The organism is Massilia norwichensis, from assembly GCF_024753245.1.
GTDB lineage: Bacteria > Pseudomonadota > Gammaproteobacteria > Burkholderiales > Burkholderiaceae_D > Telluria > Telluria norwichensis.
Map to the genome: position 1 here is coordinate 23,065 of NZ_JANUGX010000001.1, position 15,875 is coordinate 38,939.

Annotated in this window: 15 protein-coding genes; 6 read left to right on the forward strand and 9 right to left on the reverse strand. The window is 63.0% G+C overall.

The features are described 5' to 3' along the window. Positions 1–2 precede the first annotated feature (2 nt). From NX782_RS00105 to pbpG, 4 genes are all read right to left on the reverse strand, one after another. Positions 3–1,208 carry a hypothetical protein gene (locus NX782_RS00105; RefSeq protein ID WP_258843438.1) on the reverse strand — a complete coding sequence of 402 codons (1,206 nt, stop codon included), beginning with the start codon at positions 1,206–1,208 and terminating at the stop codon, positions 3–5. Beyond that, positions 1,201–2,277: a mechanosensitive ion channel family protein gene (locus NX782_RS00110; protein WP_258843439.1), complete on the reverse strand. Its 1,077-nt coding sequence runs from the start codon at positions 2,275–2,277 to the stop codon at positions 1,201–1,203. The genes NX782_RS00105 and NX782_RS00110 overlap by 8 nt, the downstream gene beginning before the upstream one ends. Then, the gene (ggpS, locus tag NX782_RS00115; protein WP_258843440.1) at positions 2,274–4,556 is read right to left on the reverse strand and encodes a glucosylglycerol-phosphate synthase; all 2,283 of its coding nucleotides are present in this window, start codon (positions 4,554–4,556) and stop codon (positions 2,274–2,276) included. Before ggpS ends, NX782_RS00110 begins: the two co-directional genes overlap by 4 nt. A 215-nt stretch (positions 4,557–4,771) precedes the next feature. Continuing rightward, positions 4,772–5,629: a D-alanyl-D-alanine endopeptidase gene (gene pbpG, locus NX782_RS00120; RefSeq protein WP_258843442.1), complete on the reverse strand. Its 858-nt coding sequence runs from the start codon at positions 5,627–5,629 to the stop codon at positions 4,772–4,774. Positions 5,630–5,830: 201 nt separating this feature from the next. Between pbpG and NX782_RS00125 the strand changes: the two genes are divergently transcribed. After that, complete coding sequence (locus NX782_RS00125; protein WP_258843444.1) at positions 5,831–6,493, forward strand: response regulator; 663 nt, start codon at positions 5,831–5,833, stop codon at positions 6,491–6,493. Then, on the forward strand, positions 6,469–7,836 hold the full coding sequence (locus NX782_RS00130) for a sensor histidine kinase (protein WP_258843445.1): 1,368 nt from the start codon (positions 6,469–6,471) through the stop codon (positions 7,834–7,836). Before NX782_RS00125 ends, NX782_RS00130 begins: the two co-directional genes overlap by 25 nt. Before the next feature lie 13 nt (positions 7,837–7,849). Here the strand turns inward: NX782_RS00130 and bdcA are convergent, their stop codons facing one another. Further along, positions 7,850–8,563, reverse strand: a complete 714-nt coding sequence (gene bdcA, locus NX782_RS00135; RefSeq protein WP_258843446.1) for an SDR family oxidoreductase — start codon at positions 8,561–8,563, stop codon at positions 7,850–7,852. A gap of 74 nt (positions 8,564–8,637) precedes the next feature. Between bdcA and NX782_RS00140 the strand changes: the two genes are divergently transcribed. Continuing rightward, on the forward strand, positions 8,638–9,243 hold the full coding sequence (locus NX782_RS00140) for a TetR/AcrR family transcriptional regulator (RefSeq protein ID WP_258843447.1): 606 nt from the start codon (positions 8,638–8,640) through the stop codon (positions 9,241–9,243). 376 nt (positions 9,244–9,619) lie between these two features. Here NX782_RS00140 and NX782_RS00145 read toward each other — a convergent pair whose 3' ends face one another. Further along, the gene (locus NX782_RS00145) at positions 9,620–10,249 is read right to left on the reverse strand and encodes a hypothetical protein (RefSeq protein WP_258843448.1); all 630 of its coding nucleotides are present in this window, start codon (positions 10,247–10,249) and stop codon (positions 9,620–9,622) included. Positions 10,250–10,569: 320 nt separating this feature from the next. Here NX782_RS00145 and NX782_RS00150 point away from each other — a divergent pair, with 320 nt between their 5' ends. Genes NX782_RS00150 through NX782_RS26465 form a run of 3 tightly spaced genes read left to right on the forward strand, consistent with a single transcriptional unit; the run spans position 10,570 to position 13,209 of the window. Then, complete coding sequence (locus NX782_RS00150; RefSeq protein WP_258843449.1) at positions 10,570–12,111, forward strand: TadE/TadG family type IV pilus assembly protein; 1,542 nt, start codon at positions 10,570–10,572, stop codon at positions 12,109–12,111. Then, entirely contained in the window at positions 12,108–12,602 is a 495-nt protein-coding gene (locus NX782_RS00155) for a TadE/TadG family type IV pilus assembly protein (protein ID WP_258843450.1), read from the forward strand. Before NX782_RS00150 ends, NX782_RS00155 begins: the two co-directional genes overlap by 4 nt. After that, positions 12,547–13,209 (forward strand): TadE family protein, encoded by a 663-nt coding sequence (locus NX782_RS26465; RefSeq protein WP_370661747.1) that lies wholly within the window; start codon positions 12,547–12,549, stop codon positions 13,207–13,209. The genes NX782_RS00155 and NX782_RS26465 overlap by 56 nt, the downstream gene beginning before the upstream one ends. 171 nt (positions 13,210–13,380) lie before the next feature. On the opposite strand, the gene NX782_RS00160 is transcribed toward NX782_RS26465, so the two are convergent. From NX782_RS00160 to guaA, 3 genes are all read right to left on the reverse strand, one after another. After that, entirely contained in the window at positions 13,381–13,641 is a 261-nt protein-coding gene (locus NX782_RS00160; RefSeq protein ID WP_258843451.1) for a hypothetical protein, read from the reverse strand. A gap of 134 nt (positions 13,642–13,775) precedes the next feature. After that, on the reverse strand, positions 13,776–14,138 hold the full coding sequence (locus NX782_RS26470) for an integrase arm-type DNA-binding domain-containing protein (RefSeq protein WP_370661748.1): 363 nt from the start codon (positions 14,136–14,138) through the stop codon (positions 13,776–13,778). A 118-nt stretch (positions 14,139–14,256) separates the two neighbouring features. After that, the gene (guaA, locus tag NX782_RS00165) at positions 14,257–15,867 is read right to left on the reverse strand and encodes a glutamine-hydrolyzing GMP synthase (protein WP_258843452.1); all 1,611 of its coding nucleotides are present in this window, start codon (positions 15,865–15,867) and stop codon (positions 14,257–14,259) included. Positions 15,868–15,875: the final 8 nt, after the last annotated feature.

Consider the following 15,875-nt stretch of genomic DNA (forward strand, 5'->3'; position numbering starts at 1 on the left):
GCTTAAAAATAGTACCCGGCTTGCAGATTGATTCGACGGCTGAATCCGTCATGCGCCGCGGACGTCGATGCCAGCCCGCCGAAGTCCGGCGAAATATAAGGGTGGTGCTTGCCCAGCATGAAGTCCATGTAGAAGGTCCACTTTCCGGAGGAGAAAGTCAGCCCGGTCACGTTCTGCACGGAGTCCTTGTAATTGCCGACGCGCTTGTGCAGCACGCTGTAGTCGTTGTAGACCTTGAAGCCGCCGAACGGCCCGAGCTTGCCCGGCAGGTCGTAGCTGAGGTTGGCAATGACGATGTCGCCTTTCGAAGCCAGCGGAAACGGGTAACCGAAGGCGCCAAGCATGACGAAGCTGTTGGGGTCCAGCCCATCATAAGTCTGCGCCGCGCCATGACGCGTGCGGTAGTCGTAACGCAGGGCTTCGAGCATGGCCTTGAGCGGGCCGAAGCTGCCGCTGTAGTGGATGGCCAGCGCATTGCGCCTGCTATCGGCGCCGGCGCCGTTGCGGATCGTTCCCGTGAGTCCGGAGATGCCGACCTCATGCTGCCGCGCGGAACCGATGTGCCAGGCCATGCGTCCGATCAGGGTGTTGCGTTCCCGGTCATTTTGCCCGGTGCCGAAGCCCTGCGCGTCATCATCCGGAACGATGTTGTACGAATAGCGGTTCGATGCGCCGGCGGTATTGCTACCGCCGCCATAGGAACCGCCGTCGCGCGGATAGAAGCCGAGCTGCCACTCGAACGGGCCGGGCCGGCTTGCATAGGTGAGGCCGAGGTCGTACTTGTCCTCGAAGCCGGCGTAGAACGCGATCGATTCGTAAAAATTGTTCGACGCCAGGGGAAACAGGCCGAACGGATTCTGGTCCAGGCCGACATGCAGGGTGCTCTTGTCGGCAAAGCGCATGCCGACCCAGCCATGGTGCAGGAAATGCTGCCAATAGCCGCCCTGCCCCTTCGGGAAGCGGTTGTAGCGGTACTGGGCCGACCCGATCAGCCTGCCGTCGTCGTAGTTCACGTCGATGCGCGCGGTGTCCAGCCCCACGAAACCGTTCGGGTAATCGGTCTGCCAGCTCTTGTAGACATAATTGAAGCGGATCGCCCCACCCACGGTCAGCGGCGACGTCGCCTCGCTGTCCGCACGGGCAAGGCCGCATATGGCGGCCGCCGCCAGTGCCAAAATGGCAAGGCAGGCGTGTTTCGGTTTATGCATGGGCCTCCTCATGCACCTTCGCATCGGTTTCGGCATTCGCAAAATACACCGTCTGGGTCGGGTACGCAAATGCGATGTCTTGCTCGGCAAAGCGTTCGAACAGGGCGACGTTGATCGCCTGCTGGACGTCCATGTACACGCCGTAGTCGGCAGTCTTTACGTAGTACACCGTCTCGAACTCAAGCGCGGACACGCCGTAGGCCTTGAAGTGCGCGCGGTCGAAGCTGGCCTGGGGCTGGGCCTCGACGGCCTCGCGCAGGATGCCGGGAATCGCCAGCAGCTGGCGCTTGCCGGTCTGGTAGGCGACGCGGATGCCGAACACGATGCGGCGCGTTTCCATGTGCTTGTAGTTGCGGATCCGGCTCTTGAGCAGGTCGCTGTTCGAGAACACCACCTGCTCCCCGCCCAGGCTGCGGATGCGGGTCGTCTTCAGGCCCACGTAGGCCACCGTCCCCGCGATGTCGTCGACGATGATGAAGTCGCCGACCACGAAAGGCTTGTCCAGCACGATCGACAGCGAGGAAAACAGGTCGCCCAGGATGTTCTGCAGCGCCAGGGCGACGGCGATGCCGCCGATGCCGAGGCTGGCGACCAGGGTCGTGATGTTGACCCCGAAGTTATCGAGGATCATCAGGACGATGATCAGCCACAGCACGGTGCGCGCGACGAAGCCCAGCGCCGCGGTGGAGGTGGTGCTGGCCGCGTCCTCGGCGCTGCGCCGGCTGCGGTAGTGGTGCAGCCAGTCGCGAATGCCGACGTCGCCCCAGCGCGCGACCTGCAGCAGCAGCACCGCGATCGCCAGGCGCGCCAGCAGGGCCGCGGCCTCCGGCGGCAGGACCAGCCACTGGGCGGCGGCCCAGACGCCCAGCAGCAGGATGAAGACCGGGTGGGTCGCGCCCAGGATCCTGATCGCGAGGTCGTCCAGGTAAGTCGCGGTCGACTGCGCGAACATGCCGAGGCGCCGGATCAGCATCCGGTTCGCGGCATGCAGCAGCACGCACACGGCAATGCCGATGCAGATCGCGACCGCCCACGCGCCCAGGTCGCTATGCAGGACCACGTAGTTCATTCCGCCTCTCCGGCGGCCTGCACCGCGGCGAGGAAGCCGTCGCCCCAGCGCGTCACGTCGTGCTCGGCGGCGATCATCGCCATGCGCCCGGTGCGATAGGCGCGCTCGTCCTCGCCCATGGTCAGGGCCTGGTGCAGCGCATTCGTCATCGCGTTGCCGTCGTAGGGGTTGGTCAGCAAGGCCCCGTGCAGCTCGACCGCCGCGCCGGCGAATTCCGACAGAATCAGGACCCCGGAGCGGCCGGCCGCCTTTTTGGCGGCGATGAATTCCTTCGCCACCAGGTTCAGGCCGTCGCGCAGCGGCGTGATCCATGCGATGTCGCAGGCCGCGTAATGGGCGACCACCTCGTCGAAGGGCAGCGAGCGGTAGAAGTAGCGCACCGGCACCCAGTCCAGCGTCGAGAAGCGGCCGTTGATCCGCCCCACGGTGCGGTCGACCTCGACGCGCAGGCTCTCGTAGATCTCCATGCCCGGCGCGGCCGGCGTGATGACGTTCAGCAGCGTCACCTTGCCGATGTGTTCCGGGTGCCGTTCCAGCAGGCGCTCGAAGGCTTGCAGCTTCTCGAGCGTGCCCTTGACGTAGTCCAGCCGCTCGATCGACACGATGCCGGTAGCCCCGCCCAGGTAATCGCGGATGGCGGCGGTCTGCTGCGCCACCTCGGCGGACCGGACCACGCGTTCGATCATGCCGACGTCGGTGCCGACCGGATGGGCGCCCAGGTGCACGCGGCGCCCGCCCGCTTCGATCGCGGTCGTCATGGTATCGACCCCGAGCGCGCAGCCATAGGTCAGGAAGCGCGGCGCGCACGGCACCGTGCCGCAGATGTCGACCGGCGCGAAGGAGCGCACCGCATCGACGAAGTTCTCGACATAGCGCGGGATATGGAAGCCGACGTAATCGCACTGCAGCAGGCTGCCGATGATGTCGCGCCGCCACGGCAGGATGTTGAAGACGTCGCTGGACGGGAAGGCCGTATGGTGGAAGAACGCGATCTTCAGATCCGGGCGCAGCGGGCGCAGGAAGGCCGGTACCATCCACAGGTTGTAATCGTGGACCCAGACCACCGCCCCTTCTCCCGCCTCGCGCGCGGTCTGCTCGGCGAACAGGCGGTTCACCTCCAGGAAGCGCTCCCAGTGGGCCTGATTGAACTCGGCCTTGTCGGGGAAGGAAAAGATGATGGGCCAGAAGGCTTCTTTCGAAAACTTCTTGTAGAACACGTCGATGTCGTCCGCAGTCAGGGCGATGCGCGCCGCCTGCAGCTTGGGATAGCGCTCGCGGTCGACGTCGACGTGGGTGACGAAGCCTTCGGGTTCGCGGCTGGCCTGCTGCGACCAGGCGACCCAGGAACCGGCGCGCTCGCCGGCGAAGAAGCGCAGCAGGGTCGGGATGATGCCGTTCGGACTGCGCGGGCGGCGATGGCGCAGCACGCCGTCCTCGACCACCTCGTCGTAAGGCAGGCGGTGATACACCATCACCAGCTCGGCCCCGCCGGACGCGGCCTGCGCCGCCGGCTCCGGCGCCGGCCGGTCCGCGCCATGGTGCGCCAGCCCCTCCAGGATGCCGTCGCAGCCCTCGCCGGCGGCGACGTGCACCTGCGGGCGTTTGCGCACGCTTTCCACCAGCGCCGGCTCGGCACCGCCGACCACGATACCGCGCAGGCCGGTATCGAACATGGACAGGTCGTTGAGCGTGTCCCCGGCGACCACGATGGTGGTCGGATCGATGCCCACCGCCGCGGCCAGGCCCAGCACCGCCGCGCCCTTGCTCACGCCGCGCGGCAGCACGTCGAGGTAGCAGCCGGCCGACAGCAGCAGGTCGCAGCCGAGCGCATCGACGGCCGCGCGCAGCTCGGGGGTGATGTCGCTCTCGCTGGCCAGGAAGGAGCAGCGCCGTTCCTGCGGCACGCTCTGGCGCTGCAGGCCGGGAAAGCCGGCGAGCGCCTTCAGCACCGCCTGCGAGCCCGGCCAGCGTGCGGCGATTTCCTGCTGCAGTTCGTCGACCGGGCGCAGGTCGCCGTGCACGATGGTGGCGCCGACATCGGCAATGATGTAATCCGGCGTCGGCACCGTGGGGTCGCTCAGCAGCGGCAGGATCGATTCCAGCCCGCGCCCGGTCACGAACACCAGGCGCACGCCCGGCCGGGCGGAGGCAAACAGTTCGCGCACGCGGCGCCGGGCGTCGACGCCGCCGGCCAGCAGGGTGCCGTCGAGGTCGGTGGCCAGTACAAAATGATCGGGAGACAGGCGCTCGGCCAGATGTCGGGGAAAAGCAATGGTCATCGTTTCGTCCTTTCAAAGCGATACGGAGGGCGAACACAATCGGGAGCGGGACAGCGCGGCTGCGCATGCATAGTCGATTGCCAGGAATGGGACGCGGTCAAGCGGATTCGCCGCGTCGTGCGGGGAATGCACGATTCCCCTGAAGGGCCTACATGATAGCAAGTTTTCTACATGTGCACAAATGTAGTTTCATTTGTGACACGATCAGGGCGCGTTCAGCCTGGTCGTGCCGGCTTGTAGGTCGCCAGCCAGCTGCGTACGCGGTTGGCGTCCGCCGCCCGCGACAAGGTCCCTTGCGCATCCAGGAACACCATGACCGTCGGACGGCCGCGCACGCTCGCATGCAGGACCATGCAGCGCCCTGCTTCCGAGATGTAGCCGGTCTTCTGCAGGCGGATCTTCCAGCTGCGGTTGGCCGTCAGCCGGTTGGTGCTGTGGTAGACGGTGCGCTCGCGTCCCTGCCGGATCGTGAACTCGCGGTCGGTCGAATAGCGCCGGATCAGCGCATGCTTTTCGGTGGCGATCACCAGTTTCGCCAGGTCCTGCGGGGTCGAGACGTTGGCGCTCGACAGGCCGGTCGGCTCCACGTAACGGGTGCTGCGCATGCCCAGTGCGCGCGCCTTCGCATTCATCGCCGCGACGAAGCGCCGGGTCCCGCCGGGGTAGTTGCGGCCCAGCGCCGAGGCCGCGCGGTTCTCCGAACTCATCAGGGCAATGTGCAGCATCGCGCCGCGCGACAGGCGGGTGCCGACCCGCAACCGGGACGAGGAAAACTTCAGGCGGTCGACGTCGGCCCCGGTCACGGTGAGCATTTCCGCCATGTCCTGGCGCGCTTCCAGCACGACCAGCGCCGTCATCAGCTTGGTGATCGATGCGATCGGCATCACGGCATCGGCATTTTTCTGGTACAGCACCTTGCGCGTCCTGGCATCGAGAATCAGGACCGCGCTCGACTTCAGCGCCGCCAGCCGCACAGTGGGCGCCGGCTTGGCGCGGTCACCCTTTGCCGGGGCCGCGGCGGCGGGGCCGGCCAGCAGTCCCAGTGCCAGGAGGAGCGAAGCAAATAGTTTCATGGAGTCGAATCGGCAGCATGCGAACTCGACCATGGTAGGCAGGCCGACTTAGCAAACCCTTAGCGCCAGGCAATACATTTGCCCTGCCGCACGGCGGTGAGCGCTAAGTTTTTGCTAAGTGTGGATGCCTAGGATGGCGGCCTCCCCGCCCATCCCTTGTTAATATGGGCGCATTTTTCATTTGTACAAATTGATTTAACGATGAGAGTCCTGCTGGTAGAAGACGATCCCATGATCGGCAGCGTCGTCCAGCACGCGCTGCGCGACGCCAGCTACGCCGCGGACTGGGTTCGCGACGGCGAGGCGGCACTGACCTCGCTCCAGACCCTGGAATACAGCCTGGTGCTGCTCGACCTGAACCTGCCGCGGATCGAAGGCATGACCGTGCTGCGCACGATCCGCGCCGCGCGCAACGACGTGCCGGTGCTGGTGCTGACCGCGCGCGAAGCCACCGAAGACCGCGTGGCCGGCCTCGATGGCGGGGCCGACGATTACCTGGTCAAGCCATTCGCGATGAGCGAGCTGCTGGCGCGGATGCGCGCGCTCACCCGGCGCAAGGACGGCACGGCCAGCACGGTGCTGGGCAACGGCATCGTCGAACTCGACCCGGCCACCCATGAAGCGCGCGTCGGCCCGGCCGCGGTGCGCCTGACGGCGCGCGAATTCCCGGTCCTGCAGGCGCTGCTGGTGCGCCCCGGCGCCATCCTCTCGCGCGCGGAGCTGGAGCACCGGGTCTATGGCTGGAACGAGGAAGTCGAAAGCAATGCGATCGAATTCCTGATCCACTCGCTGCGCAAGAAGCTGGGCAGCGACATCATCAAGAACGTACGGGGCGTCGGATGGATGGTCGCGAAGGGCCGCTGACGGCCTCGCTGCGTTTCAGGCTGTCGTTGTGGATCTCGACCGCCATCCTGCTCGGCGCCGCCATCACCGGCGTGTACGCCTACCATGCCGCGACCGAGGACGCGCACCGCGGCCAGGACACGCAATTGCGGCAGGTCGGTTACCTGATCAGCAGGCTGGATGCGGTGCCGACCTCGCCGATGGCGCGCGAACGGGTCGGCGACGTCGACTTCGATGCGCGGCTGGTGGTGCGCTTCCTCGATGCGCCCGGCGCCGGCGTGCCCGTGCCGCGGCGCCCGCCCTACTTTTCCGCCTCCCTGCCCGACGGCCTGCAAACGGTCACCCTGGGCAGCGAGACCTGGCGCGTGTTCGTCCGCACCAACCAGCGCGGCGTGCGGGTGGCGGTCGCCCAGCAGACGGCGGTGCGCGATGCCGCGGCGCGTTCCAGCGCGCTGTGGACGGTGATGCCGATCCTGCTGCTCGGCCCGGTGCTGGTGCTGCTGGTGGTGCTGCTGGTACGCGCCATGTTCCAGCCCCTGCAGCGGCTTGCCGCGCAACTGCGCGAGCGCCGCGAGCACGACCTCGGACAACTCGAGCGCGCCGCCCTGCCCTCCGAGGTCTGGCCTTTCGTCAGCGAGATCAACAAGCTGATCGCCCGTACCGCGCGCGCCCTGACCCAGCAGCGGCGCTTCATCGCCGACGCCGCGCACGAGCTGCGCTCGCCGATGACGGCCATGTCGCTGCAGGCCGAAAGGCTAGCCGGCAGCGAGATGCCGGACGAGGCGCGCGAGCGGCTGGGAGTGCTCTCCAATGGACTGGCCCGCACCCGCGTGCTGCTCGACCAGTTGCTGACCCTGGCGCGCACGCAGGAATCGCGGGCCGACCAGCTGACCCGGGTCGGGCTGAAAAAGGCGATCCAGGAATGCCTCGAGGACCTGGTGCCGCTGGCGGAAGCGAAGGCGATCGACCTGGGCGTGGTCGGCGACGCCGATCCGGCCGTGCTTGGACGCCCGGTGGAGATCCGGATCCTGGTCAAGAACCTGATCGACAACGCGATCCGCTACACCCCGCAGGGCGGACGCGTCGACATCAGCGTGGCAGTCGACGGCGGGCGCGTGATTCTCGACATCGACGATACGGGTCCCGGGATTCCCGTCGCGGAACGGGAGCGGGTGTTCGATCCCTTCTACCGCGTGCTGGGCAGCGGCGAGATCGGCTCCGGGCTTGGGCTGGCGATCACCTCGTCGATCGCGGACCAGATCGGGGCGAGGATGTCGCTGCTGGACAAGCCGGATGGCACGCGCGGCTTGCGGGTGCGGGTCGGGTTTCCGGCATGCGGCGCGGCCGGGCTGCCGCGCGTTTGATTGCGGCTTCGGGTCAGGCGCCGAACGCACCGTCGATCGTGTGCATCGCACCGGTGACGAAGCCCGCTTCCGGTCCCGCCAGCCAGGCGACCATGGCAGCCACGTCTTCCGGCCGGCCATGGCGCTTGAGGGCCATGAAGCCATGCAACATATCTTTCATCGGCCCATCGGCAGGATTGGCGTCGGTGTCGATCGGTCCTGGCTGCACGACATTCACCGTGATCTCGCGCGGCCCGAAATCGCGCGCCAGGCCACGCGCCATGCCCTGGAGCGCGGATTTGCTCATTGCGTAAGCCGCCATTCCCGGTACCGGCATGCGGTCGCCGTTGACCGAACCGATCACGATGATGCGTCCACCCTGCGGCATGCTGCGCGCCGCCTCGACCGAGGCGTGGTACGGTGCGTGCACATTGATCCGCAACAGGCGGTCGACCGCGTCCGGATCGAGATCGAGCGCGTTGCCGAAAATGGCGATCCCGGCGTTCACGACGAGCACGTCGAGAGGCCCGCTGTTGCGCACCACCTCGATGACCGCGTCGCGCTCGGCGCTGTCGGCGTAGACGGCAGTGCTACACGTCTCGGCCGCCAGCGCGAGGGCCGCCGCCTCCGATCCGGCGTAGGTAAAGGTGACGCGGGCGCCGTCCGCTACAAAGCGCCGTACGATCGCCGCCCCGATGCCGCGGCTTCCACCCAGCACCAATACCGATTTTCCATTGAATGCAGACATTGAACACCTCTAGGCAATTAATTTAGGAGTCGCTACAATAAAGCATCCACGGACCGTGTCAAGCGAGTTTTATAGTGACCACTACAAAAGATACCCGATCCCGCGGCCGCCCGCGGCAATTCGATCCCGAGCATGCGACCGACGTCGCACAGCAGCTCTTCCACGCGCGTGGCTACGATGATGTGAGCGTCGCGGAGGTGACCGCGGCGCTGGGGATCAACACCCCCAGCTTCTATTCGGCCTTCGGCAGCAAGGCAGGTTTGTACAAGCGCGTCATCGAACGTTACGGCACGAACGGCGCCGTCCCGCTCGGCGCCCTCCTGCGCGACGACCGTCCGGTTGCCGAATGCCTCAAGGACGTGCTCGAGGCAGCCGCCCGTCTCTACTCGGCCGATCCGGAAGCGACCGGATGCATCGTTCTCGAAGGATGCCGCAGCACCGATGCGGAAGCCCGCACGGCGGCGCGTGCCGCGCACCTGGCGGCCGAAGAGCTGATCCATGACTACATCGCGAGGCGCCACCCGGAGCAGGCGCGGGAGCTGGCGACTTACGTGAGCACCGTGATGAATGGCTTGTCCGCGAAGGCGAGGATGGGGCAGAGTCAGGCCAGCCTGCTTTCCAGCGCCCGGCTTGCCGGGCTGGCGCTGGGGCAGGTGCTGCCGGCTGGGGCGCGTGAATAGATTTTCCGCGCAACACAGCGCCCTTCGTTCTGCGCGGCGTGCGCTTGTGGAATCCGGTGACGGCAGGGGAATGTCGACTTGCGAAAAAAATAAACCCGCCGAAGCGGGTTTATAAAGTCATCCAGTTAAGCTTCCAAGGGGAACTCACTTGGACTCGATTATCAATGACTTGGCTAGTCCATTGAATATTCGGGAATTCTCCTGAGCCACCTCAGCGATACCACGAGCGATACCATGCCGGACCGACCCGTGGTGGCAGTAAGACGGCAGTTCCGATAGCGAGACAGTCAGGCGCCTAAAAACTCGGCTGATATCAAGCGCGTCTGATGAGGTCGAAGTACTCATGGAAATACTCGAACGGGCTCGTTCGAAAGCCCTAACGGTGCGCGGCGGCGTCTTTCGCTGCCCGTTGATCGAGCTCGGGCGTTCCAGTCACTTCCTTCGGCATCTCATGCGGTTTCCGATAAGTGCTCAGCACCGCCGCAATACCACTAGTCCAAAGCACCCAAGCATTAAAAAGCGTGGTCAAGACATTGGAGCTTCCCTTCATAGACACGTAGCTCGCGACCGCACCCAGTAAAAGCGACGTGATCGAGATGAACACGTGCTTTCTGCAAAACTCAATTCTGGACCATGGTGCGAACGTCAGCGCCATAATCAGAAGTGCAAAGAGGAAGCAGGAATCGGACTTTGCATTCAATCCCAGAAGCACACCAATGCCGGCAAGCATCGCGCATGAGAATAAATTTCGCTTATTGAAAATATTCCGCAAAAGAGGAGCGCTGGATCGATCCCCGACACTATCCGGCCACCATACCCGGCACCTACGTAGCGCAATCGTACAAATTATGCCACCGATGCCCATGGCAATAAGTTGCGGCCGGATTCCAGCGCCTACTTTGAAAAGTTGTCCCTCAAGCATTACCCAACCAATCACCATAAAGACGAATGCGTTAAATGCCTGGTTGGCAGTAAAGCGATCTATTCTCCTGATGTACATGGTCATGATGATTTCCGGGCCAGTTTTGGAAAGAAGCGGTCGAGAAGGTATTTTTCACGAGAAACCAAGTTTGCTTGCGTAAAAAATTTACATCAAGAAAACCCATGCTCATACTTGATCCGACTCAGAGTCCGGTCATTGTGAATCCTTGCTGTCACCACAGGCCGTTAGCTTCTGAACCTCCCTCATAGATTCGTCTAATGCCGATCAGCTTACTCAGCGAACATGTGGCAATCACGGCTTGCTAAAAATCAACGTCGCGGTAATGCGCCAAACTACAATTTGGCTTGACGTTGTTCAATTGTTTGATCGCAAACAGCTGTGACATGACGGAGAGTTTGATGAGAAAAACAGCAGATTCTTCTCGCCTGGACAACCGCTTTCTCCGCACTCAGGTCTTTCCCTTCCGGCGTCGTATAAGACGTGAAAGCGGTGCCATCGCCATCATGGCAGCCATTTTGCTGCCCGTGATCCTTGCATTGTTCGCCCTCGCGATCGATCTTCCCCGCGTGTATAACCGAAGGGCAGAAATGCAGACTCTGGCAGACGCAGCTGCAATCGCGGCGGCGAAAAAGCTGGACGGAACAAAAGAGGGAATCAGCGCAGCGTTGGCGGCAGCACGCGCTGTCGTGGAGGACCCGGGGAACGGCCCCAAATACCAATATGTCTCCAAAGTCCAGTGGGATGATGCGGCGATGACCTTCGGCTCTTCAGCAGACGGAACGGGGTGGAGAACCGATGGGGAGGCGCTCAATTCCCCCGCTGGACTTGTGTTTGTAAGAGTCGACACCGGAGCCCTTGACCCGGCTTATGGCAAAGTAGAGATGTTTCTCGCGCCAATGATGTCGCCTGCCTTCGGCTCCGTGAATACTAGCCACGTTACGGTCGCGGGGAAGGGCCGGCTGTATGTCACCCCGCTGGCGATCTGCGCGATGTCGAAGACAGCACACGAAAAGCGTGTCAATCCGGCCGGAACAGACTATGACGAACTGGTCGAATATGGTTTTCGACGCGGTGTCAGCTATGACCTGATGCAGCTGAATCCGGATGACAAACTACCCGTCAGTTTTCAGGTCGATCCGGTTTCTTTGGCTGGCAGCGGCAGCTCGGTAAACAACTTCCAGTCATGGATATATGAGCCGTATATCTGCAGCGGAACGATGGCCGTGCCGAGAGTCACGGGCGCGACCGTTGTCGTACAGCGCTCCTTTCCGATCGGAACATATTATACGCATCTCAACTCCCGCTTCGACCCATATGCGGGCACATGCAACGTCAACATGTCGCCGCCCGACAGTAACGTGAAGCAGTACCCCGCCGCATCCGTCAGCTGGATGACCATGAAGTCTCTGGTGCAGAGCGCGAAGCCGTATACCCCACCGGCACCCGACGATAAAAAGCTGCAAACAGTGGCCGATAAGGGACCACCGAATCATCCGACCGCAGCGGAATACGGAACACTATGGGCCTTCGCGCGCGCGATTCCCTGGTCATCCTACGAAACACAGGGCGTACCGGAACCGCCAACCGGTTATACCCCGTTCGCTGCAACGGATACCGTTTGGCAAAAATTGTACGCCCCCGACTCGGATATCGGCACCTATCCAGCGACGACCCCCTATTTGACCGCAAGCGGAAGTTCGTATGTACAGGGGCCTACAACGGCTACGCGCAAGCCCGGCGTCAAATTCCGGCGCGTGCTGAACGTGCCATTGCTTTCGTGTCCGGTAAGCGGCTCGACTGCAGAGGTACTTGCGGTCGCGAAGTTCTTCATGACCGTACCGGCCGACTCCGCTTCCCTTCACGCGGAGTTTGGCGGAATCACAAGTGATGCCCAGCTCGGCGGTCCCGTGGAGATATACAAATGAAGAGACTGCGCAGAAAGCTGCCGGCACGCGAACGGGGCAGTGTCGCCGTCGAGTGCGCAATCGTCATCCCCATCTTCCTGTTCATGCTGAGCGGCATGCTGTTTTTTGGGCGATTGTTCTGGCACTACACTGTTATACAAAAAGCAGCACATGACGCGGCAAGATTTCTGGCGACCGCCCCCCTCAGAGACATGATGGCGGCCAACGGCGCGGACGTCCCACTCGCCCTCGTGGCCAGCAAAATCGCATCGGATGAAATAGCGGAACTGAACCCCGGGGGCCTGGTGTTCGTCCCCTCGATACAGTGCTTTGTCGGCACCCCTCCCTACTGGGACAGCAAGTGTTACGGCGATAAGGTTCCTCAAAAAATACTGGCGCGCGTAAAACTCCAGGTGACCGACCCTTTCCTCGATGCTTACACTGCGGAGTTCACCGATGGCAATCCAATTCAAATCGAGGCAGTCATGGCGACGGACTGGGTCGGCAACTAAAGTGAGAGCACCGTCGATCCGGTCCCCAAGGCGGTCCGCGCAGAGCGGGATTGCAGCGGTCGAATTTTCGCTCGTTTCGCTTCTGTTCTTTATGCTCGTGTTCGCGATAATCGAATTCGTTCGCGTTATGTACATGTACAATACGCTCGCGGACGCGACACGTACTGCGGCACGAGCTGCGGCAAATATTGACTGGCGCAACACTGCTGAACTCGATAAGGCAAAGCAGCACGCCATTCTGCGCGATTCGCCTGGAGAACTAGCGTTCGGGTTTCCAGTGACAGACAAGCACGTCCGGATTGACTACATGTATTTGAAGCAACAGGGCAGTACGACTACATACGAACCGGCGAACTCCATGCCCAGCTGCCCGGGAAGAAACCAGCACAACTGCCTGACGAATCCTTACGGAAGCGGCGCGAGCGCATCCACCGTATGTATTCGAATCGTTCGTGCACGGATATGCAACCCTGACACTGATTGTGAGGCAGTGAGCTATAAGATGTTGATTCCGCTATTCGACTGGGGAGTAAAACTCCCGGTCTCGACCACGCTAGCGACAGCCGAAACGCTGGGCTATCGACCTGGAGACCCTGTTTGTCCATGATCGGGACCGACGGCCAGGCAGGAAGCGCCGTCGCACAGGAATGCCGCAGCCACCGACGCGGTCCTTTCGAACCCGCTGTTCTCAGCGCAGGGTTGGATGACACCACCTTGAGTTCGCTCCGGCTTTTCCGCCGACTGTTCGGCTTTGTCCCGCTTGAGGATTCGACCTGCTTCAGCGCGGCAACCAGGGATAAGCAGGGACCGTTACGCGCAAGCCAGGCGATGCGAGATCGACAACGTCTTTCACAAGCAGCACTGCGCCGACCCAGCCAAGGAGCCGCGCGTCCTGCCACGCCAAGTACTTCAGCACGACGGGATTTGGAACCTCGTGCTCGCGCATCGAGCGCGCAACATGCGAAAACTGGACCGCCTGGTCGGCGAGCACTTCATCCTGAAGCGCATAGCCAGAAACGAGAATATCATGGGGCAGCAACCATCCTACACCCCAGGTAACGACGCCTTCTATCAAAGGTTGATCACGCGGCTGAACAATCGTTAAAGGCTGTTCTCGGGTTCCGACTGCCTAGTCCAGCCGTCGATCATGGCAGCCCACGCTTGCAACCAGCATCACGATGTCACGCGCGTGGACCGCCGTAGCTGGTCGCCTCTTCCAGCTTCAGCTTTCCGAAGGGCGCTGCAGGTTGCGCTCGTACACCGAGGGGCGCATATCGCGCGTCGAGTCGGCCATCGGATAGCGCTCGAGCCACTCCTCGGTCGACTCCCCGAAGTCGTTCTCGGCCTTCTTCCGGCGGCCGCCTTCTGGCGGGCCGGCGAACGCCGTGCCGCAAGCGTCTTCTTGGCTTCCACCAGCAGTTTCCGCGCTTCGCTCAGCTTGATGCCGTCGGGTCGGTAGCGGCCCAGCACAAGCGTCCCCTGCCTGCCGTTGATCGCGTAGTTGTAGCGGAACGAGATCGTGCCGGATTTGAGCACGTAGACGTAAAGGCCGTCCCGGTCGGCCTGGCACTACTTGCACATAAAAAAGCCCCTGAAATCAGGGGCTTGTCTTAATTCAGATGCCTGAGCTTGCCAGGCACTGCCGAGCTATGAATCACTCCCACTCAATCGTCGCCGGCGGCTTCCCCGAAATATCATAAACAACCCGGTTCAACCCACGAACCTCATTGATGATCCGGTTAGAAACCCGACCCAGCAGATCGTGCGGCAAATGCGCCCACTGCGCCGTCATGAAGTCCAGCGTCTGCACCGCGCGCAGCGCCACCACGTATTCGTAGGTGCGCCCATCGCCCATCACGCCCACCGATTTCACCGGCAGGAACACCGCAAACGCCTGCGACGTCGCCTCGTACCAGTTCACCGGCGCCTTGCCCGCATCGATGCCTGGCACCATCGGCGCCACGAACGGCGTATTGCGCAGCTCTTCGATGAAGACCGCATCCGCTTCGCGCAGCATGTCGGCGTACTCGCGCTTCACTTCGCCCAGGATACGCACGCCCAGGCCCGGACCCGGGAACGGGTGACGGTAGACCATGTCGTGCGGCAGGCCCAGAGCGACGCCGAGTTTACGGACCTCGTCCTTGAACAGCTCGCGCAGCGGCTCCAGCAGTTGCAGGTTCAGGGTTTCCGGCAGGCCGCCCACGTTGTGGTGGCTCTTGATGGTCTGGCCCTTCTTGCCCTTGCCTGCCGACTCGATCACGTCCGGATAGATCGTGCCTTGTGCCAGCCACTTGGCGTTGGTCAGCTTGCCGGCTTCGACCTGGAACACCTCGACGAACTCGCGGCCGATGATCTTGCGCTTCTGCTCAGGATCGGTGACGCCGGCCAGGTGGCCCATGAACTGCTCGGAAGCGTCGATGCGCAGCACCTTCACGCCGAGGTTCTTCGAGAACATGTCCATCACCATCTTGCCCTCGTCCTTGCGCAGCAGGCCGTGGTCGACGAAGACGCAGGTCAGCTGGTCGCCGATGGCGCGGTGGATCAGGGCGGCGGCCACGGACGAATCCACGCCGCCGGACAGGCCGAGGATGACTTCATCGGTACCGACCTGGGCGCGGATCTTCTCGACTGCTTCGCCGATGTAGTCCGGCATGTTCCAGTCGCTCTTGCAGCCGCAGATCTCGTGCACGAAGCGGCCGATGATGGCTTCGCCCTGGGTGGTGTGCGTGACTTCCGGATGGAATTGCAGCGCGTAGAAGCGGCGTTCTTCGTCGGCCATGGCGGCGATCGCGCAGCTGTCGGTCGAGCCCATCAGCTTGAAGCCTTCCGGCATGTCCAGGACCTTGTCGCCGTGGCTCATCCAGACCTTCAGCATGCCGTGGCCTTCATCGGTGACGAAGTCGTTGATGCCGTTCAGGAGTTTGGTGTGGCCGCGGGCGCGCACCTCGGCGTAGCCGAATTCGCGGACCTTGCCGTTTTCGACCTTGCCGCCCAGCTGGGCCGCCATGGTCTGCATGCCGTAGCAGATGCCCAGTACCGGCACGCCGAGTTCGAACACGGCTTGCGGTGCGCGCGGCGAATCGCCTTCGAGGGTCGAGTTATGGCTGCCGGACAGGATCACGCCGGAGGCGCCGTAGTTGCGGACGAAGTCGTCTCCGATATCGTAGGGATAAACCTCCGAAAACACACCGGAATCGCGCACGCGGCGGGCGATCAGCTGGGTGACCTGGGAACCGAAGTCGAGAATGAGGATTTTGGAATGCATGTAGTTTT